The sequence below is a fragment of the Pantoea sp. NGS-ED-1003 genome (assembly GCF_000738765.1).
Lineage (GTDB): Bacteria > Pseudomonadota > Gammaproteobacteria > Enterobacterales > Enterobacteriaceae > Pantoea > Pantoea septica.
The window spans coordinates 26,562-44,751 of sequence record NZ_JPQA01000004.1; the positions used below are offsets into that span (position 1 = coordinate 26,562).

Below are 18,190 nucleotides of genomic sequence, written 5' to 3' on the forward strand. Positions count from 1 at the left end.
TTAAATACGCAGTGCCTGTCCGGCGCTAATTTTTGCCAGCATATGCTGGCTGATGTTGCCTAAATCCACGACTTCGCTTACACCGCCGCTGGCGATGGCTTCTCGCGGCATTCCAAAGACCACGCAGGAGGCTTCGCTCTGCGCGATGGTCCAGGCGCCGGCGCGATGCATTTCCAGCATGCCCGCCGCGCCGTCGTTGCCCATGCCGGTGAGGATGACGCCCACCGCGTTACGTCCGGCGTTGATGGCCACCGATTTGAACAGCACGTCCACAGAGGGTTTGTGGCGATTAACCGGCGGCCCTTCATTCAGTTTCACTACATAGTTGGCGCCGCTGCGCGCCAGCTCCATATGCATCGCGCCAGGGGCGATGTAGGCGTGCCCAGGCAGGATGCGCTCGCCGTCCTCCGCCTCTTTCACCGTGATCTGACAGAGCTTGTTCAGGCGATCGGCGAAGGATTTGGTAAAGCCCGGCGGCATATGCTGGGTGATCATCAGCGCCGGACTGGTCGGCGGCAGCGGCTGCAGCACGTGGCGAATCGCTTCGGTGCCGCCGGTGGAAGAGCCGATGGCGATCAGCTTTTCGCTGCTCAGCAGCGGCCCAGCCTTTAGGGTCACCGGCGCCGGCATCATCGGACGGGCGTGCAGCTGCGCGCGCGCCGCCGCGCGGATCTTGTCGGCGATCATCTGGCTGTAGGCCAGCATCCCTTCGCGGATGCCGAGCTGCGGCTTGGTAACGAAATCCACCGCCCCGAGCTCCAGCGCGCGCAGGGTGATCTCCGAGCCTTTGCCGGTCAGCGACGACACCATCACCACCGGCATCGGGCGCAAACGCATCAGCTTCTCGAGAAAGTCGAGGCCGTCCATGCGCGGCATCTCCACGTCCAGCGTCAGCACCTGCGGGTTGTACTGCTTGATTAAATCGCGGGCGACCAGCGGATCGGGCGCTGTCGCCACCATCTCCATATCGGGATGACTGTTGATGATTTCGGTCATCAACTGGCGCATCAGCGCGGAGTCGTCCACGCACATTACGGTGATTTTGCTCATCATCTTTCCTTCGTCAGTCCATAGACGGTTTGTCCACGCAGCCAGAACTCTTTGCTGATCTGACTAAAGTTCTCTGAATGACCGGCAAACAGCAGTCCGCCCGGCTTCAGCAGGGGAACAAAACGGCGCAGAATCTTTTCCTGCGTCTCTTTATCGAAATAGATCATTACGTTGCGGCAAAAGATCGCATCGAAGGGCCCCGGCAGCGCCCACTCGTTCGCCAGCAGGTTAAGCTGGGCGAAGTTGACGCTGTTCGCCAGTTCCGGACGCACCCGCACCATGCCGTCATGCGGGCCGGTGCCGCGCAGGAAAAAGCGCTGCATTTGCTGCTGTGACAGCGTGCGCAGCTCTTCCTGGCGATAGACGCCGGAAATCGCCTTCTCCAGCACCTGGGTATCGATATCGCTGGCGTGCACCTGGAACTTGCCCGGACCGGCGCCAAGCGTTTCCGCCAGCGTCATGGCGATCGAGTAAGGCTCCTCGCCGGTCGAGGCGGCGGCGCACCAGACGTTAAAGCTGCCCGCGCGCTTGCGCGCGTGTTCCGCCAGGATGGGGAAGTGGTGCGCCTCGCGGAAAAACGCCGTCAGGTTGGTGGTCAAAGCGTTGATAAAGGCCTGCCACTCTGCGCTGTTGACGTCGTTCTCCAGCAGCGCCAGATAGCGGCCAAAGTCGTCGATGTTCAGCGTGCGCAGACGGCGCACCAGACGGTTGTAGACCATCTCGCGCTTATGGTCGGCCAGCACAATGCCAGCGCGCTGATAGATCAGCTGGCTGATACGACGAAAGTGTGTATCCGAAAGCGGCAGGCGCTGCACCATCTGCGAGAGCAGCGTTGTCGCTTCGGTTTGATCCAGTAACGTCGATTTCTTCATTTCAGGTCACCTGGCACTGTACTTAATTCATTAAATTCTGCTGCTATGTCGGGCGGCGTTGTCGCCAGCCCGACCATCCAGGCGATTAAAAGGTTTCCCAGTTGTCGTCGCTGCGAACAGCTGGCGCGCGGGAGGCCGCAGCCGGCGCGTCCAGTCGTAAACTTTTCGACGCCGTAGTTCTGTTAACGGCCTGGGCGACAAATTCTTTACCAATATTGAACACAGAAACTGCCTGTTTCAGTCGGCTGGCCTGATCTTCCAGCGAGGCGGCCGCCGAAGCGGACTCTTCCACCAGCGCGGCGTTCTGCTGGGTGACGCGATCCATCTCCGTCACCGCGAGGCCGACCTGATCGATGCCGCGGCTCTGCTCGTCCGACGCCGAGGCGATCTCGCCCATGATGTCGGTGACGCGCGTGACCGCGCTGACGATGTCATGCATGGTCTCGCCTGCGCTCTCTACCAGCACCGAGCCGGTATCGACGCGCGCCACGGAGTCCTCGATCAGCGCTTTAATCTCTTTCGCCGCCTGGGCGCTGCGCTGCGCCAGGCTGCGCACTTCACCCGCCACCACGGCAAAGCCGCGGCCCTGTTCGCCGGCGCGCGCCGCTTCCACCGCCGCGTTCAGCGCCAGAATGTTGGTCTGGAAGGCGATGCCGTCGATAACGCTGGTGATATCGGCGATCTTCTTCGAGCTGCCCGCGATATCGCTCATGGTTTTCACCACGCCGTCCACCACTTTGCCGCCCTTCTGCGCGGTTTCGGAGGCGCTCAGCGCCAGCTGGGACGCCTGACGGGCGTTCTCGGCGTTCTGTTTCACCGTGGCGGTAAGCTGCTCCATGCTGGCGGCGGTCTGCTCCAGCGACGCCGCCTGCTCTTCGGTGCGGGACGAGAGATCGTTATTGCCGATGGCGATTTCGCTGGCGCCGGTGTAGATGGCGTCCGCGCCGTCGCGCACGGTGGAAACGGTGCGCGCCAGCTCCTGCTGCATCTCCTGCAGGGCCTCAAGCAGGTCGCCCAGCTCGTTGCGAACGCTATAGGTAATCGGCTGCGTCAGATCGCCGCGCGCGATATGGCGGATATGCTCGATGCTCAGCTTCAGCGGACCGATCAGCGCGCTGCGCATGACCGTCCAGACCAGCAGGCTGATCAGCAGCGAGGCGATCACCAGGCCGATCGCCATGAGAATGGCGTGGTTGTAAGCGGCGTTATTAGCGTCGATGCCCTGTTTCGCCAGCAACTGGTTATGGCTCTGCCAAGCGTTGTAATCGTTTTCAAACTTATCCTGAAAACCCTGAGTCGGCTGATCGACAAAGCCCTTGAAGTTACCGGCGGCAAGGAAGCCGGTCAGCTCGGTCAGCGCGTCACGGTAGGCTTTATAGTTCGCCTGCAGCGTCAGCACGTTCTCGGCGGTTTTCCCCTTTTCCGACAGGTTGGCGTTAAAGTCGGCGAAACCCTGATCGGCGACCTTCAGCTCCTGGTTGGCCAGCGCCACCAGATCCTGCACCGTCGCGCCGGAACCGGCCTGCTGACTGTCCAGCAGATAGCGGATGCCGGCCCGGTTCAGGGTGTTGCGCGCCTGTACCAGGGAAACCCATGAGGTGCCCATCGCCTGCTGTAGCGTCGCCAGACGCTGGTTATAGGCAAAATTCTCTTTGTCGGCTTTCACCGTATTGAAAAAAGCGCTTCCGGAAACCAGCTGGAGCAAAACAAACAGCGCCAGCACACCCAGCAGCCCGGAGATAACGCGTACTCGATTAAACATAAACACCTCATTGGTTGGCGGATCTCACCAGTTATCGGCGTTAGCGAGGGGATCTTTATGCAGGGAACGCGGGGTTGGACCAGCTGGGCTTAAAAAAGAGAATGCGCGCTTCATCGGCGCGGCAACAGGCTGAATTGAAAAGGCCCGCTTCCCTGCGGGCAGTACGTTGCGGATTAAAAGGTTTCCCAGTTATCGCCGCCCGCCGGCGCGGCCAACGTCTTGCGTACCGGCGCAGCCGGCACCGCGCGCGACGCCGCGCGAACCGCCTGCGGGGCGCGTGGGATGTTAAACACCGCCACCGACTGGCTGAGACGGCTCGCCTGATCTTCCAGCGAGGCGGCCGCCGAAGCGGACTCCTCCACCAGCGAGGCGTTCTGCTGCGTGACGCGATCCATCTCCGTCACCGCCTGACCGACCTGATCGATACCGCGGCTCTGCTCGTCCGACGCCGAGGCAATTTCACCCATGATGTCGGTAACGCGCGTCACAGCGCCCACGATTTCGCTCATGGTGTCGCCCGCGGTGCCCACCAGCTGCGAGCCGGCATTGACGCGATTCACCGAGTCTTCGATCAGCGATTTAATCTCTTTCGCCGCCTGGGCGCTGCGCTGCGCCAGGCTGCGCACTTCGCCCGCCACCACGGCGAAGCCGCGGCCCTGCTCGCCGGCGCGCGCGGCTTCAACCGCCGCGTTGAGCGCCAGAATGTTGGTCTGGAAGGCGATGCCGTCGATAACGCCGGTAATGTCGGCGATCTTCTTCGAGCTGCCGGCGATGTCGCTCATGGTTTTCACCACGCCGTCCACCACGTTGCCGCCTTTGCGGGCGGTTTCGGAGGCGCTCAGCGCCAGCTGCGACGCCTGGCGCGCGTTCTCGGCGTTCTGCTTCACGGTCGCGGTAAGCTGCTCCATGCTGGCGGCGGTCTGCTCCAGCGACGCCGCCTGCTGTTCGGTGCGGGCGGAGAGATCGTTATTGCCCGCCGCGATTTCGCTGGCGCCGCTCAGAATGGCGTCGGAGCCGTCGCGCACGTTGCTGACGGTGCTGACCAGCGCCTGCTGCATCTCATGCAGGCCGTTCGCCAGCTGGCTCATCTCGTTACGCCCTTCTACCACGATCGGCTGGGTAAGATCGCCCGCCGCAATGGTACGGATATGGGTCAGCAGCTCGCGCAGCGGCTGGATCAGCACCTGACGCAGCCCGAACCAGCAGGCGACGACCACGCCGATCACCAGCAGCGCTACCGCCGCCAGCAGCCACATCATCTGGGTAAAGGCGCGCCGGTTCTGCTCTGCGCCCTGCGCGGCAAGCATGGTCTGCTTCGCGCGCCATTCGCCGTAAACGTCTTGCATGCTGTTCTGAGTCTGCTCGATATTGAAGCGGAACATGCCCTGCAGATCGCGCGCCCTCAGACGCTCCAGCATCCCGGCCAGGCCGGCGTGATAGCTGGCGTACTGCGCCTCGAGACGGTCGCGCAGCGCCACCTCAAGGCCCGGCGTCGAAGGGAGATCGTAATAGACTTTGAAGTGGCGATCGGCCTGCGCCAGCTGCTGCTCTGTCTGCTTCACCAGCTCGTCTAACGGGCCGCCGTTCATCTGCGCCGCCGTGCTGCTCTGCAGCCGCAGCATGGCGCGGTTGAGGGTGATGCGCGTCTGATTCAGCGCGATCCAGGCGTCGGTCATGGCCGTGACGTTGCTGGTGGAGACCTGCGCCAGCGCGAAGGCGTCTTTATCTTTCTGCAGCGCGGACCAGAAGAGTCCGCCCGACGTCAGCTGCAGCAGGCTAAAGATAGCCAGCACGGCGATCAGGCTGGTCACCACTTTGATTCGTTTCAACATATATTTTCCCGAGAGTCATAAAAAAAACGTGCAGGCTCTCTATCGGCGGGCAGCCATCAGATTTGAGCCTCTTTAACGGTTTTTACAGTTATGTAGGTTTTTAAAGCGCGGTTTGACGTAGAAGGAGTGTAAAAAGCCGGGCGGCTGCCCGGCATGTTAAGCGGTGTATCCGATCAGAAGGTTTCCCAGTTGGCGTCACTGCCGGACGCGGCCAGCGCTTTGCGCGGCGCGGCGGAGGCCTGGCTGAGCGCAGGCGCCGCGATCTGAGCGTGTCGGGTGCCGACAGCCGCTGCCGCCGCGCGCGGGATCTTGAAGACCGCCACCGACTGGCTCAGACGGCTCGCCTGCGACTCCAGCGAGGCGGCCGCCGCCGCGGACTCCTCTACCAGCGAGGCGTTCTGCTGGGTGACGCGATCCATCTCCGTCACCGCCTGACCGACCTGATCGATGCCGCGGCTCTGCTCGTCCGACGCCGAGGCGATCTCGCCCATGATGTCGGTGACGCGCGTCACTGCGTTAACGATATCGCTCATGGTCTCGCCCGCCGTGCCCACCAGCTGCGAGCCGGTATTGACGCGATTCACCGAGTCTTCGATCAGCGATTTGATCTCTTTCGCCGCCTGCGCGCTGCGCTGCGCCAGGCTGCGCACCTCGCCCGCCACCACGGCAAATCCGCGACCCTGTTCGCCCGCGCGCGCCGCTTCCACCGCCGCATTGAGCGCCAGAATGTTGGTCTGGAAGGCGATGCCGTCGATGACGCTGGTGATATCGGCGATCTTCTTCGAGCTGCCGGCGATGTCGCTCATGGTTTTCACCACGCCGTCTACCACGTTGCCGCCCTTCTGCGCGGTTTCCGAGGCGCTCAGCGCCAGCTGCGAAGCCTGACGGGCGTTCTCAGCGTTCTGCTTCACGGTCGCGGTAAGCTGCTCCATGCTGGCGGCGGTCTGCTCCAGCGACGCCGCCTGCTCTTCGGTACGGGCGGAGAGATCGTTGTTGCCCGCGGAGATTTCGCTGGCGCCGGTAAAGATGGCGTCGGAGCCGTCGCGCACGTTGCTGACGGTGCTGACCAGCGCCTGCTGCATCTCGTGCAGGCTAGCGGCCAGCAGGCTCATCTCATTGCGCCCTTCCGCGTGGATGCGCTGCGTCAGGTCGCCCTGCGCAATCTGCTGGATGTGGGCGATATTGGCGTTCAGCGGGTTGATCAGCACGCGGCGCAGGCCGACCCAGCACAGCGCGATAACCACCACCACCAGCGCCATGATGGTGCCGAGGATCCAGAGCATGCGCGTATAGGCGCTGGCGTTTTTCTCCACACCCAGCTCGGAAAGGTGCGCCTGGTTGGCGCGCCAGTCGGTATAGATCTGCAGGAAGGCGCTCTGGCTCGGTGCCACCGGCGCCTTGCCCGCCTCGGCGAGATTGTTAGCCTGCAGCGCGGCTTGCAGCTGGGTCAGCGCGGTCGCATAGGCGCCGTAGGCGTCCATCAGACGGTTGTTGAGCGCCGCGTCCTGCCCCGGGGTGTCCGGCGTGGTTTTAAACAGATCGAAATTAGTCGCCGCAATCTGCTGGAAATGCTGGCTGTCGGTAAACAGCGAGGCGATATCCGGCGTGCTGCCATCCACCTTACTGTTGGCGATACGCAGCTGAATACGCGTCAGCACGACGCGGCTCTGATTAAGGCTCATATAGGCGTCGTTAAGCGCCTGCAGATTTTTACTGGCGAGCTGCGATACGTTGAAGCTGGTTTTATCATCGCTCAATGCGGAGAAGAACACTGCCCCTGAAAACGCCTGGAACAGGCCGAACATCAACAACACCAGCAGCAAGCTGGTGACGACACGAATTTTAGTTAGCATAAGGAAGCCCTGGAGAAGTAGGAGATCAAGCAGTAGAGGTATCGGCAGGATGCGGGATACATTTAGCGCAAGGCGGGATAAATAAAATGCGTTTGTTATTGTTTTTAAAAGAAATAATAACGAGCCGGTTTAATCCCGGCTCGTGAAAAAGCAGCTTACGCGCTGCGCAGCGTATCCATCAGCGCCATCTCTTCGCTGCTCAGCAGCTTCTCGATGTCTACCAGAATCAGCATACGCTCGCCGAGCGCGCCAAGACCGGTCAGATACTCGGTCGACATGGTCACGGCGAATTCCGGCGAAGGACGGATCTGATCCTGCGTCAGCGACAGCACGTCAGAGACGCCGTCCACCACGATGCCGACCACGCGATGCTCCAGATTCAGCACGATCACCACGGTGTTGTCGTTGTACTCGACGTCCGGCTGGGAAAACTTCACGCGCAGATCGATAATCGGCACGATGACGCCGCGCAGATTGGTGACGCCCTTGATAAACTCCGGCGTGTTGGCGATGCGCGTGACCTGATCGTAGCCGCGGATCTCCTGCACCTTAAGAATATCGATACCGTACTCTTCGTCTCCCAGCGTAAATACCAGGAACTCCTGGCCGACGGTTTCGCCGGCGATTTTGGTCACGGTTGCCATTCCAGTCATGTTTCTACCCTTTTGTTATCAGTCAGGCGGCCGCGCCGGCCACACGTTTTTCACGGTTGAGCGATTGCAGCGCCGACACGTCAACGATCAGCGCGACGCTGCCGTCGCCAAGAATGGTGGCGGCGGAGATGCCTGGCACCTTGCGATAGTTGCTCTCGAGGTTTTTCACCACCACCTGATGCTGGCCAATAAGCTGATCGACCAGCAGCGCGTAGCGTTTGCCGGCGCTCTGCAGGATCACCACGATGCCCTGCGTCGGCTCGGTTTTCGCGCCCTGCACGTCAAACACGTTCCACAGCTCCACCAGCGGCAGGTATTCGCCGCGCACTTCCAGCACGCATTCGCCGCCCGCCAGCGGCTTCAGCTCTTCGCCGCGCGGCTGCAGGGATTCCATCACCGCGTTGAGCGGCAGGATAAAGACTTCGTCCGCTACGCGCACCGACATGCCGTCGAGGATCGCCAGCGTCAGCGGCAGCAGAATACGGATGGTGGTGCCTTTGCCCTGCTTCGAGGCGATCTCTACATGACCGCCCATCTCCTGGATGTTTCGCTTGACCACATCCATGCCGACGCCGCGGCCCGACACGTCGGTAACCTGTTCAGCAGTAGAGAAGCCGGGTGCGAAGATCAGCATGCCGACCTCTTCGTCGCTCATGTTTTCGCTGACCGGCAGGCCGGACGAGAGCGCTTTGGCGAGAATGCGCTCGCGGTTCAGGCCGGCGCCGTCGTCAGAGACTTCGATACAGATGTTGCCGCCCTGGTGTTCCGCCGACAGCGTCAGGTTGCCGGTGGCGACCTTGCCTGCCGCCAGGCGTTTTTCCGGCGCTTCAATGCCGTGATCCAGGCTGTTGCGCACCAGATGCGTTAACGGATCGATAATGCGTTCGATCAGGCTCTTGTCGAGTTCGGTGGAACTGCCGAGCAGCGTTAGCTCTACCTCTTTGCCCAGCTTGCTCGCCAGGTCGCGCACCAGGCGCGGGAAGCGGCTGAAGACGTACTCCATCGGCATCATACGGATCGACATCACCGATTCCTGCAGATCGCGCGCGTTGCGCTCCAGCTGGCCCATGCTGTTCAGCAGGTCGCCGTGCGCCACCGGGTCGAGTTCGCCCGAGCGCTGCGCCAGCATCGACTGGGTGATCACCAGTTCGCCGACCAGGTTGATAAGCTGATCGACCTTCTCTACCGCGACGCGGATGCTGCTTGATTCGCTGGTTTTAGCCGGCGCGGCGGCGCGTTTGGCTTCGCGCTTCGCCACCGGCAGTTCGCTGACGCTTGCGCTCTGCACCGGCGCGACCTCTGCGACCGGCGCAGGCGCGGCGACCGGCGCGACGTCGGCAACCGGCGCGTCTTGCGCGTCAGCGTCCGGGAAGCGGATCTGCGCCTCTTCGATCACGAAGCAGAGCACCGCCACGATGTCGTCTTTGCTGACGCCGTCGATGCTCGCCTCAAGGAAATCGCTGCCTTTAACCACGTTGCTCAGGCTGCCGAGGTTACCCAGCTCCTCCAGCATCAGATCGACCTCTTTCTCTTTCAGGTCGACCAGCTTCACGCGCAGGCCGCTACTGGCTGGCGCGCTCTGCACGGCTGGCGCGGCGGCGACAGCGGCCGGCGCGGCGATCGGCAGGCCTTTCGCCTCTAACGCCAGCTGGCGCAGCGCTTCGCAGATGTAGTTAAAGCTTTCCGCGTTTGGCTCCTGCGCGGTTTTATAGGCATCGAGCTGTTCCTGCATAATATCTTTGGTTTCCAAAAACAGGTTGATGATGTCGGTGCTGAGCTGCATCTCGCCGCGACGAGCACCATCCAGAATATTTTCCAGAATATGGGTAGTTTCCTGCAGAACCGTAAAACCAAAGGTTCCGGCTCCGCCTTTTATCGAATGGGCGGCGCGGAAAATGGCATTTAGCTGCTCGGAATCCGGCTCCTGGGGATCGAGTCCCAGCAGATGCTGCTCCATATCAGCTAACAGCTCATCGGCCTCATCGAAAAACGTCTGGTAAAAATCGCTGATGTCCATGCTCACGGGATCACCTCGGCTGTGAGGGGGCTGTTGTGGTTACCGGGCTGCTGGCTTGCGGCACAGGCGGCGCGGTAATCTTTTCTATGGCCGCCGGATCGCTCACCTGTACGGCGTCGCTCTCGGCGTTCTCTTTTTCAATCGCCGCTTCGGTGTCATGGTTCAACACCAGCAGGCTAATGCGGCGGTTTACGGCATCGTTACCGACGCGATTTTTCAGTTTCATGGTGTCGGCCATGCCGACCACGCGCAGTATTTTGCCGCCGTCGAGCCCGCCCATTACCAGCTCGCGACGCGAGGCGTTGGCGCGATCGGCGGAAAGCTCCCAGTTGCTGTAGCCGCGATCGCCGTTCGCGTACTGAAAGTCGTCGGTATGGCCCGCCAGGCTGATGCGGTTGGGAATATCGTTAAGCAGCGGCGCAATGCCGCGCAGGATATCGCGCATATAGGGCTCGACTTCGGCGCTGCCGGTTTTAAACATCGGCCGGTTCTGGCTGTCGATAATCTGGATGCGCAACCCCTCTTCCACCATGTTGATGATCAGATGCGGACGCAGCGTTTTCAGGCGCGGGTCCGCTTCGATCAGCTGGTCCAGCTTTTCGCGCAGGCGATTCAGGCGAATCTCGTCGAGCTTGCGCTTCTGCGCATCCATATCGACGACTTTCTTCACCTCTCCCTTGATGCGCGTCGCATCGTCGCCACCGCCGGGGATCGGGCTTTCGCTGTCGCTGCTGCGCTTGCCGCCGGTCATCGCGACCTTCAGCGGCGTTTTAAAATATTCGGCGATTTGCACCAGCTCCTGCGGGCTGGAGATAGAGATCAGCCACATCACCATGAAGAAGGCCATCATCGCCGTCATAAAGTCGGCATAGGCGATCTTCCAGGAGCCATGGCCGCCCTCGTGTCCTTTATGCTTGCGCTTTTTGACGACGATGATGGGCCGGTTACTGTTCTTCATGCAGTTTCGTCCGAGGTCTGTTTCGCCGGATTCTTCGCGTTACGTACGTGCTCCTCCAGTTCGCTGAATGACGGACGCTCGGTGGAGTAAAGCGTCTTACGGCCAAACTCCACCGCGATTTGCGGCGCATAACCGTTCAGGCTGGAGAGCAGCGTGACCTTGATGCACTGCATCATCTTGGTGTTTTCAGCACACTTCTGGCGCAGCACCGACGCCAGCGGCGAGATAAAGCCGTACGCCAGCAGGATGCCGAGGAAGGTCCCCACCATGGCGTGCGCCACCAGCGCGCCCAGCTCGGCGGCCGGACGGTCCGCTGAAGCCAGCGCGTGCACCACGCCCATTACCGCCGCCACGATGCCGAAGGCCGGCAGGCCGTCGCCGACGGCGGATAAACTTTGCGCTGGCACTTCGCATTCATGTTCGTAGGTTTCGATCTCTTCATCCATCAGCGCCTCGATCTCAAAGGCGTTCATGTTGCCGCTGACCATCAGACGCAGATAATCGGTAATAAAATCCACCAGCTGTTTATCGGCGAGAATACGCGGATAATTAGCAAAAATTTCGCTCTGCGCCGGATCTTCAATATCGCGTTCCAGCGACAGCATGCCCTGCTGGCGCGACTTGGCCATCAGGCGATAGAGCAGCGCCATTAAATCCATATAAAGGGCTTTATTATATTTCGAGCCGCGCATCAGCTTCGGCAGCGCTTTTAGGGTTTTTTTAATCGACTTGCCGTTGTTGCCGACGAAAAAAGCGCCAAGGGCGGCGCCGCCGATAATTAACAGCTCTGACGGCTGGTAAAGCGCGCCCAGGTGACCACCCACCAGCGCATATCCGCCCAACACGGATGCGACAACAATGATATAACCCAATAAGATCAGCACTAGAACATCCTTACGTCCGTAACGTGTTGGTGGAAGTTAAGCCAGAGAGCCGCAGGCGCTATTCAAATCGTGGGCAAAAAAAAAGCAGCGGGGGATACCCGCTGCTGGATGACTTTCCACGATGCGAACAAACTTAAACGGCGTGTTTAACCTGTTCATCCAGCAGTTGTGGAAAGGTATCGGCAGAATCTGCAGAAAGTTTACGTCTTTTTACCGCGCGCGACGGCGGCTGGCACAGGCTGCAGACAAAGCTGCCGACCGGCTGATGCGCATGGTTGATAAAACTGCCGTTGCAGCTTTTGCAGTCGGCCAGTTCGAGCATATTACTTTCAACGAATCGCACCAGGGTCCAGGCGCGCGTCAGCGCCAACAGCGGGCCCTCGTCCGATTGCGGACACTGTTCGAGATAGAGGCGGTAAGCTTTGATTACCGCGTCAACGCCGGTCGCCATGCCGGTTTTCAGCATAAACTGCCAGGCGTTGCAGAACATAGAAGCGTGAATATTCTGCTCCCACGTCATAAACCAGTCGGTCGAAAAAGGCAGCATGCCCTTCGGCGGCGGACTGCCGCGCAGCTCTTTATAAAGTTTAATTAAGCGGCCGCGACTTAACTGGGTTTCGCTTTCCAGCATTTGCAAACGTGCGCCGAGCGTAATTAATTCCATCGCGAGTTGAATATCGCGCGCTTCCTGAACAATGCTCTTTTCCGACATTTACATCGCCCTCTTCTTCGCCGGCGTCTCATCTTTAGAAACATTACGCAGTAAACGGCTAGATAATAAAATTCCGGTGTGGATTTGTTGTAAATCATCCACGCGAGATTCTTGCGTCAGGCGATTAATAATAGCGTGATCGTTAAAGCGAAACTGGCAAACCAACTGATTGGTTTCCGCTAACTTTACCATTTCCGGCAGAGTTAATTGCGACAATGCGTTAGCCATCTCTTCATCAATTCCGAGGCGAAACATTGCAGAAGCTTTTTCCTGGTTAATTAATCGCTGTGCAAGCAGTAAATACGACAGATTGATATCATAAATATGTTTTAGTAAATCAGATGTACCCATTTTTTCCATCCTGACAGACGCGACGTGAGAGCATCGCAGAAAAACCCTCTGCGTTACGGGTTGCTGGTTGTTAGATCTAAAGATGGCAAAAATTTACAGCCAAAAACCAAACGTACTCTGAAGTCTGCCTCATGTCGTAAACGACATATTTACAGTGTTAGTCAAAACCCCAGGGCCATTCTTTTTTAAATTATTGCGCTCTTCCGTGACGTCTTTTTACATTTTTTTAAGACTATTCCTAAAACAACGCAAATCTATCCCGTCTGATTTACACATACAACGACAGGACCGTGAAATTTTAGATAAAGTGTGATCTGAGTCACACTTTTAAGGCAAATTTTTTTCTGAACCCTTCAGTGACGCTTTTATTTTGTCTGTTTTTTGCACAAATCAGCTTTGTTTCATTTATATTTCGTCCTAACAAAGGGCTTATTCCCCTTATGGACCCGATATCTCTTCCCATATAGCTCGCTAGCGATCGATTATTTTTAACATTGCTTTTAACACCCTACAAGGCGCTGAACAAAACAAATAAGGCAGCATAATATGCTAAAAAAGCGCATTGTTAATCGCTGGAAAATTAATTACTTAGGGCAAATATTTCCTGGAGTGCGTAAGCGAAGCGTAAAGAGAGATGGCGTACATTCGTCGCGTTTTAACAACGAATCGTTAACCTTTATTGGTGGACGTAAAGCAGAGAACAGCAGATGTAACAATGTGTTACTTTAGAGAAATGAATGAATAGTGCATTTGACACTTTTATGACTTACAACTATCGGCATTTCACCGCCAGACTTTAGGCCTGCGTGCAGAAAAAAAGCGTTTTTTTTCGTGACTGTGGATTAAAACGGCAAATCGAGACGGCAGGCGTTGTCAGGCGACAACTCAATGCTTTAGCGGGACTGGATTAAGGCAGATTAAAGAAGGACAAGATAAACGGCGGCCCGTAAAGGCGGGCCGCCATGAAAATCAGGCGAGTTTCGGGAAGGTCGCCACTTTATTCACCGTGCCGTGATCTTCACTGCGCGGCGGGATGGCCCATAAATCCTTCAGGAAGCTCTCGCGCCAGTGAGTGATATCATGCTTGCGCAGCACTGCCATCATGTCGTTGTAGCGCGAAATACGCTCGGTGCGCGGCATGGTCAGCGCTTTGTTCAACGCCGCCGCCACTTCGTCGCGATCGTAAGGGTTAACAATCAGCGCCGAGGTTAGCTCGTTAGCGGCTCCGGCAAAGCGTGACAGCACCAGCACGCCCGGATCGTCCGGGTCCTGCGCGGCGATATACTCTTTCGCCACCAGGTTCATGCCGTCGCGCAGCGGCGTCACCAGTCCGACGTCGGTCAGACGGAAGATTTTCATCAGCAGACGGCGGTCGAAATGCTGGTTGAGATAGTAGAGCGGCGTCCAGCCCAACGTGCCGTACTTGCCGTTGATGCGGCCAGCTTCGGTTTCCAGCTGATGACGGATGTCCTGATACGCCTGCACGTCCCCGCGCGAGGTCGGCGCGATCTGCGAGTAGCGGATTTTGCCGCGATGCTCGGGGAAGTTTTCCAGCAGCGCCTCATAGGCCAGGAATCGCTCCGGCAGCCCTTTGGAATAGTCGAGGCGCTCGCAGGCGATAATGTTCTTCGCATCGCCCAGTTCGCGCTTCATCGCCGCCATTTTCGGCGGCAGCGGACCTTCGGCCATCTCTTTGATGCTGTCCGGCTCGATGCCGATTGGATAGACCTCGGTCATAAAGGTGTTGCCGAACGCGCGATGCTTTTTGTCGCCCATATTCTGCAGCTGCGTCAGTTGGCTGAGGCAGTCGAGGAAAGCAACGCGATCCGATTCGGTCTGGAAGCCCAGCAGATCGTATTCGCACAGCATCTCCAGCAGCTCTTGATGCGGCGGCAGCGCGTTGAAAATTTCCGGGGTCGGGAACGGGATGTGCAGGAAGAAGCCGATGCGGTTATTAACGCCCTGCTTGCGCAGCTCGGCGGCAAACGGCAGCAGATGATAATCGTGGATCCACAGGGTGTCGTCCGGCTTAATCAGCGGCTTCAGGCGCTGCGCCAGCATCTCGTTGACGCGGCAGTAGCCGTCCCAGGCTTCGCGCTGGAACTGAACCAGATCGAGGCGGTAGTGGAACGCGGGCCAGATAACGGTATTGGAGAACTGGCAGTAATACAGATCGTAATCGTTCTGGCTCAGCGGCAGCGCGGCGTAGGAGATGCCGTCATGTTCTACCTGTACCAGTTCGTCTTCCTCTTCTCCGGAAAATTCGCTGATCTCCCCGTTCCAGCCAAACCACAGGCCGCCGGTGCTTTTCAGCGCGTCGAGAATGCCGACGGCGAGGCCGCCTGCGCTGGCTTTTTTCCCATCAGGAATGGCGATTCGGTTAGATACGACCACTAAACGACTCATAACCTTTACTCCTTACCGACATTGTCTTGTTTTATTTGTAATAGTAATCGCTCCAGCCACGCGTAAACCGCCTCAACGTCTGGCAGTCGATAGCGCGCCTGACTGGAACCTTGTCCAACCTTCACGGAAATGCCCTGCATGGCGTTTACGGCGATAAATCCTTTCTCATCCGTCAGATCGTCTCCAACAAATACCGGGATACGACCGGCAAAGGGCGCTTCGCGCATAAAGGCGCGTACGGCTTCGCCTTTATCGACTCCCTGCGGTTTGATCTCCACAACGCATTTCCCCGGCTGAAGCGCCAGCGCCGGAAAGCGTTTCACGGCCTGTTCGGCCAGATTGAGCACATCCTGCTCATGCTGCATCGCCTGACGGTAGTGCAGCGCAAAGGCCATGCCTTTGGCCTCGAGTAGCGTGCCTGGCCAGCGCGCCATCGCCTCTTGCAGCTGCTGCTGCAAAGCGTCGGCGACCTCTGGATCCAGGCGGATAAGATGCTGTTCGCCTTGCGCATCGCGACGCTCTGCGCCGTGTACGCCCGCAGCGGGCGCGATGAGCGGCGCGGCCAGCGCGTCGAGCTGGGCGATAGGTCGTCCCGACACCAGCGCCAGCGCGCCGTGACACAGGGAGGCGAGCTGTTGCAGCTGCTGACGTACTTTTTCCGGGATGAAAACGGCGTCAGGCTGCGGCTGAATAGCGGCAAGAGTGCCGTCTACGTCAAAAAAGAAGGCATAAAGACCGCCGCTTAGCGCAGGAAGCGAGGCATGTTCATTCGCCGCTTGGGTCACGTGTCTTCTCCTGTAGTTGATTCGGGCGCGTACGATTCGCGGCTTGTCAGGTCAGAGGCCTGGCTCGTCAACGCGCCATTGCAGGATGTTTTAGTGAGGATGAATGTCTGCGGGAGCGACAGCCGGAACGGCTGAGCGTGGGGTAAAGTGCAGGGCAAAAACTGCGGATACCAGCAAGTCACTTCAGATAAGACGCCACTACGTTTTAGAACCTTCACAGACATATCAACCTGACTGAAAACATCGTCGCGATTAAGTGTAGACGGCCTTGCCATATTTGCCAGTCGACGCGACATTATTTGCCTGTTCTTAGCAGAATATCCTGCTGTTAACGCTTCGCTTAGCTCTGCGCCGCGCTTTGTCCGGCAAGGGCTGGAGGGGTTAAGGGAAGCGGCGCGATGAGGAGCCGCCTGCCGCTGGCGGCCTCACACGCGGTATACTGGCGGAAGAGTGCTAACAAGGAGCGCAATATGTTTCAGGTTTCTGACGCCTCAGATGGCGAAATCATCGACGTCATCTCTGTTCAGTCTCAGGTAGTCTACGGCAGCGTAGGCAACAGCATCGCCGTCCCCGCGCTGCGACGCCATGGATTGCAGGTCGTGGCGGTGCCGACGGTGCTGTTGAGCAATACGCCCCACTATGCCAGCTGCTACGGCGGCGAGATCCCTCAGCCCTGGTTTGAAGGCTATTTGACCGCGCTGGCCGAGCGGAACCTGGACGGCGCCGCGCGCGCCGTGGTGCTGGGCTATCTGAAATCCACCGATAAGGCGGCGTCGCTGGCGCGCTGGCTGCGGCTGATGCGTGAGAAAAATCCGCAGATGCCGGTGATTATCGATCCGGTACTGGGCGATGACGACAGCGGTTTCTATGTCGATCCCCAGCTGGCGCTCCACTATCGGCAACAGCTTGCGCCGCTGGCGACCGGTCTGACGCCGAACCGCTTTGAGCTGGGCTGTCTGTGCGACGCGCCGCTGGAGAGCGACGCCGAGATTATCGACGCCGCGCGCTCGCTGCTCGGCGCGCAAACCCAATGGGTGGTGGTGACCAGCGCCACCCACGACGAGACGTGTCACAGCATGCAGGTGTTTTGCGTGACCGCGAAAGAGACCTTCGTCACCGAGCACCCGCGCTACGATAATCCGCCCAAAGGCACCGGCGATCTCTTCACCGCCGAGCTGACCGCCCGGCTGCTGCGCGGGGCGCCGCTGAGCCAGGCCGTTGAGCAGGCGAGCCTGTACGCCCAGCAGTCGGTGCTGGCGACCCGCACGCTAGGCAGGCGCGAGCTGCAGCTGGCGGCCGCAGAGCCATTGTGAAACGCGGGCCTCATCCTTTATGGTACAGAGACCTCTACTCACCTCAACAGGGTCTTCTGAATGTATAACAACACCTGTAAAACCATTGGCGTGCTGAGCCATGATTTCAGCCATCCGCAGACGGCGGCGCTGCTGCAGGAAGTGAACCGGCAGCTTAACGCGCGCGGCTGCGCGGCGTTGCTGGTCGACGCCGCCGATGAACGCGCTCGTCAGCTGGCGCCGCTGCTGAGCGGCGCTCTGCATCTTTCCGGTCAGTTTAGCGATGCGTTTCGCGCCGCTGCCGGGCCAATTCCGCTGTTCGCGCTGGATGAGCTGAATCTGGACGGCTTTGCCGCCGGCGCAGAGATGGGTCGGCTGCTGCTGGCGCAGGGCCACCGGCGTTTCGGCTATCTGCAACAGCCGTGCTGCGCCGATCCCGCCCGCATCGACGGTTTCTGCAGCGTTTTAGCGGCGGCGGATAAACGCCTGGACCAGTCGCTCATCGCCGCCGACGTGGGCGATGAGCGCGACAGCGGCTATCAGGCGATGCTTGCCTACCTGAAGCGCGCCCGTGCCTCGGAGCGCATCCAGGCGCTATTCTGCGACAGCGATCGCCTGGCATTCGGCGCGCTACAGGCGGTGCGGGACTTTGGTCAGGGGGCGCATGTCGCCGTGGCAGGATTCGGTGATTGTATTGAGGCAGGCGCCTCGACCTAGCATCTGACGAGCTGGGCGCAGCCGCGCGCGCTGCGGGTAACGGAAG

The 18,190-nt window shown here is 59.3% G+C and carries 15 protein-coding genes; 2 read left to right on the top strand and 13 right to left on the bottom strand.

The features are described from left to right. From JS46_RS08725 to otsB, 13 genes are all read right to left on the bottom strand, one after another. Entirely contained in the window at positions 1-1,050 is a 1,050-nt protein-coding gene (locus JS46_RS08725) for a chemotaxis response regulator protein-glutamate methylesterase (RefSeq protein WP_033749729.1), read from the bottom strand. Continuing rightward, positions 1,050-1,922 carry a protein-glutamate O-methyltransferase CheR gene (gene cheR / locus JS46_RS08730; protein ID WP_033749731.1) on the bottom strand — a complete coding sequence of 291 codons (873 nt, stop codon included), beginning with the start codon at positions 1,920-1,922 and terminating at the stop codon, positions 1,050-1,052. The genes JS46_RS08725 and cheR overlap by 1 nt, the downstream gene beginning before the upstream one ends. 85 nt (positions 1,923-2,007) lie before the next feature. Further along, positions 2,008-3,684 carry a methyl-accepting chemotaxis protein gene (locus JS46_RS08735; RefSeq protein WP_033749733.1) on the bottom strand — a complete coding sequence of 559 codons (1,677 nt, stop codon included), beginning with the start codon at positions 3,682-3,684 and terminating at the stop codon, positions 2,008-2,010. Positions 3,685-3,857: 173 nt separating this feature from the next. After that, on the bottom strand, positions 3,858-5,516 hold the full coding sequence (locus JS46_RS08740) for a methyl-accepting chemotaxis protein (protein ID WP_033749735.1): 1,659 nt from the start codon (positions 5,514-5,516) through the stop codon (positions 3,858-3,860). A 173-nt stretch (positions 5,517-5,689) separates the two neighbouring features. Beyond that, the gene (locus tag JS46_RS08745) at positions 5,690-7,369 is read right to left on the bottom strand and encodes a methyl-accepting chemotaxis protein (protein ID WP_033749737.1); all 1,680 of its coding nucleotides are present in this window, start codon (positions 7,367-7,369) and stop codon (positions 5,690-5,692) included. Positions 7,370-7,524: 155 nt separating this feature from the next. Continuing rightward, the gene (cheW, locus tag JS46_RS08750; protein ID WP_033749739.1) at positions 7,525-8,022 is read right to left on the bottom strand and encodes a chemotaxis protein CheW; all 498 of its coding nucleotides are present in this window, start codon (positions 8,020-8,022) and stop codon (positions 7,525-7,527) included. 22 nt (positions 8,023-8,044) lie between these two features. Further along, positions 8,045-10,039 (bottom strand): chemotaxis protein CheA, encoded by a 1,995-nt coding sequence (gene cheA / locus JS46_RS08755; protein ID WP_187143643.1) that lies wholly within the window; start codon positions 10,037-10,039, stop codon positions 8,045-8,047. A gap of 10 nt (positions 10,040-10,049) precedes the next feature. After that, positions 10,050-10,997, bottom strand: a complete 948-nt coding sequence (motB, locus tag JS46_RS08760; RefSeq protein WP_033749743.1) for a flagellar motor protein MotB — start codon at positions 10,995-10,997, stop codon at positions 10,050-10,052. Continuing rightward, positions 10,994-11,881 (bottom strand): flagellar motor stator protein MotA, encoded by an 888-nt coding sequence (gene motA, locus JS46_RS08765; protein ID WP_033749745.1) that lies wholly within the window; start codon positions 11,879-11,881, stop codon positions 10,994-10,996. The genes motB and motA overlap by 4 nt, the downstream gene beginning before the upstream one ends. Positions 11,882-12,014: 133 nt before the next feature. Next, positions 12,015-12,593, bottom strand: a complete 579-nt coding sequence (gene flhC, locus JS46_RS08770) for a flagellar transcriptional regulator FlhC (RefSeq protein WP_033749746.1) — start codon at positions 12,591-12,593, stop codon at positions 12,015-12,017. Next, positions 12,594-12,944, bottom strand: coding sequence for a flagellar transcriptional regulator FlhD (gene flhD, locus JS46_RS08775; RefSeq protein ID WP_033749748.1), 351 nt, complete (start codon positions 12,942-12,944; stop codon positions 12,594-12,596). A 969-nt stretch (positions 12,945-13,913) separates the two neighbouring features. Then, positions 13,914-15,350 carry an alpha,alpha-trehalose-phosphate synthase gene (gene otsA, locus JS46_RS08780; RefSeq protein WP_033749750.1) on the bottom strand — a complete coding sequence of 479 codons (1,437 nt, stop codon included), beginning with the start codon at positions 15,348-15,350 and terminating at the stop codon, positions 13,914-13,916. 5 nt (positions 15,351-15,355) lie between these two features. Then, complete coding sequence (gene otsB / locus JS46_RS08785; RefSeq protein ID WP_033749751.1) at positions 15,356-16,135, bottom strand: trehalose-phosphatase; 780 nt, start codon at positions 16,133-16,135, stop codon at positions 15,356-15,358. 470 nt (positions 16,136-16,605) lie between these two features. On the opposite strand from otsB, the gene pdxK reads away from it, so the two are divergent. Next, on the top strand, positions 16,606-17,448 hold the full coding sequence (pdxK, locus tag JS46_RS08790) for a pyridoxine/pyridoxal/pyridoxamine kinase (protein WP_033749753.1): 843 nt from the start codon (positions 16,606-16,608) through the stop codon (positions 17,446-17,448). Positions 17,449-17,508: 60 nt separating this feature from the next. Then, on the top strand, positions 17,509-18,144 hold the full coding sequence (locus JS46_RS22880) for a substrate-binding domain-containing protein (RefSeq protein ID WP_235212985.1): 636 nt from the start codon (positions 17,509-17,511) through the stop codon (positions 18,142-18,144). Positions 18,145-18,190 lie beyond the last annotated feature (46 nt).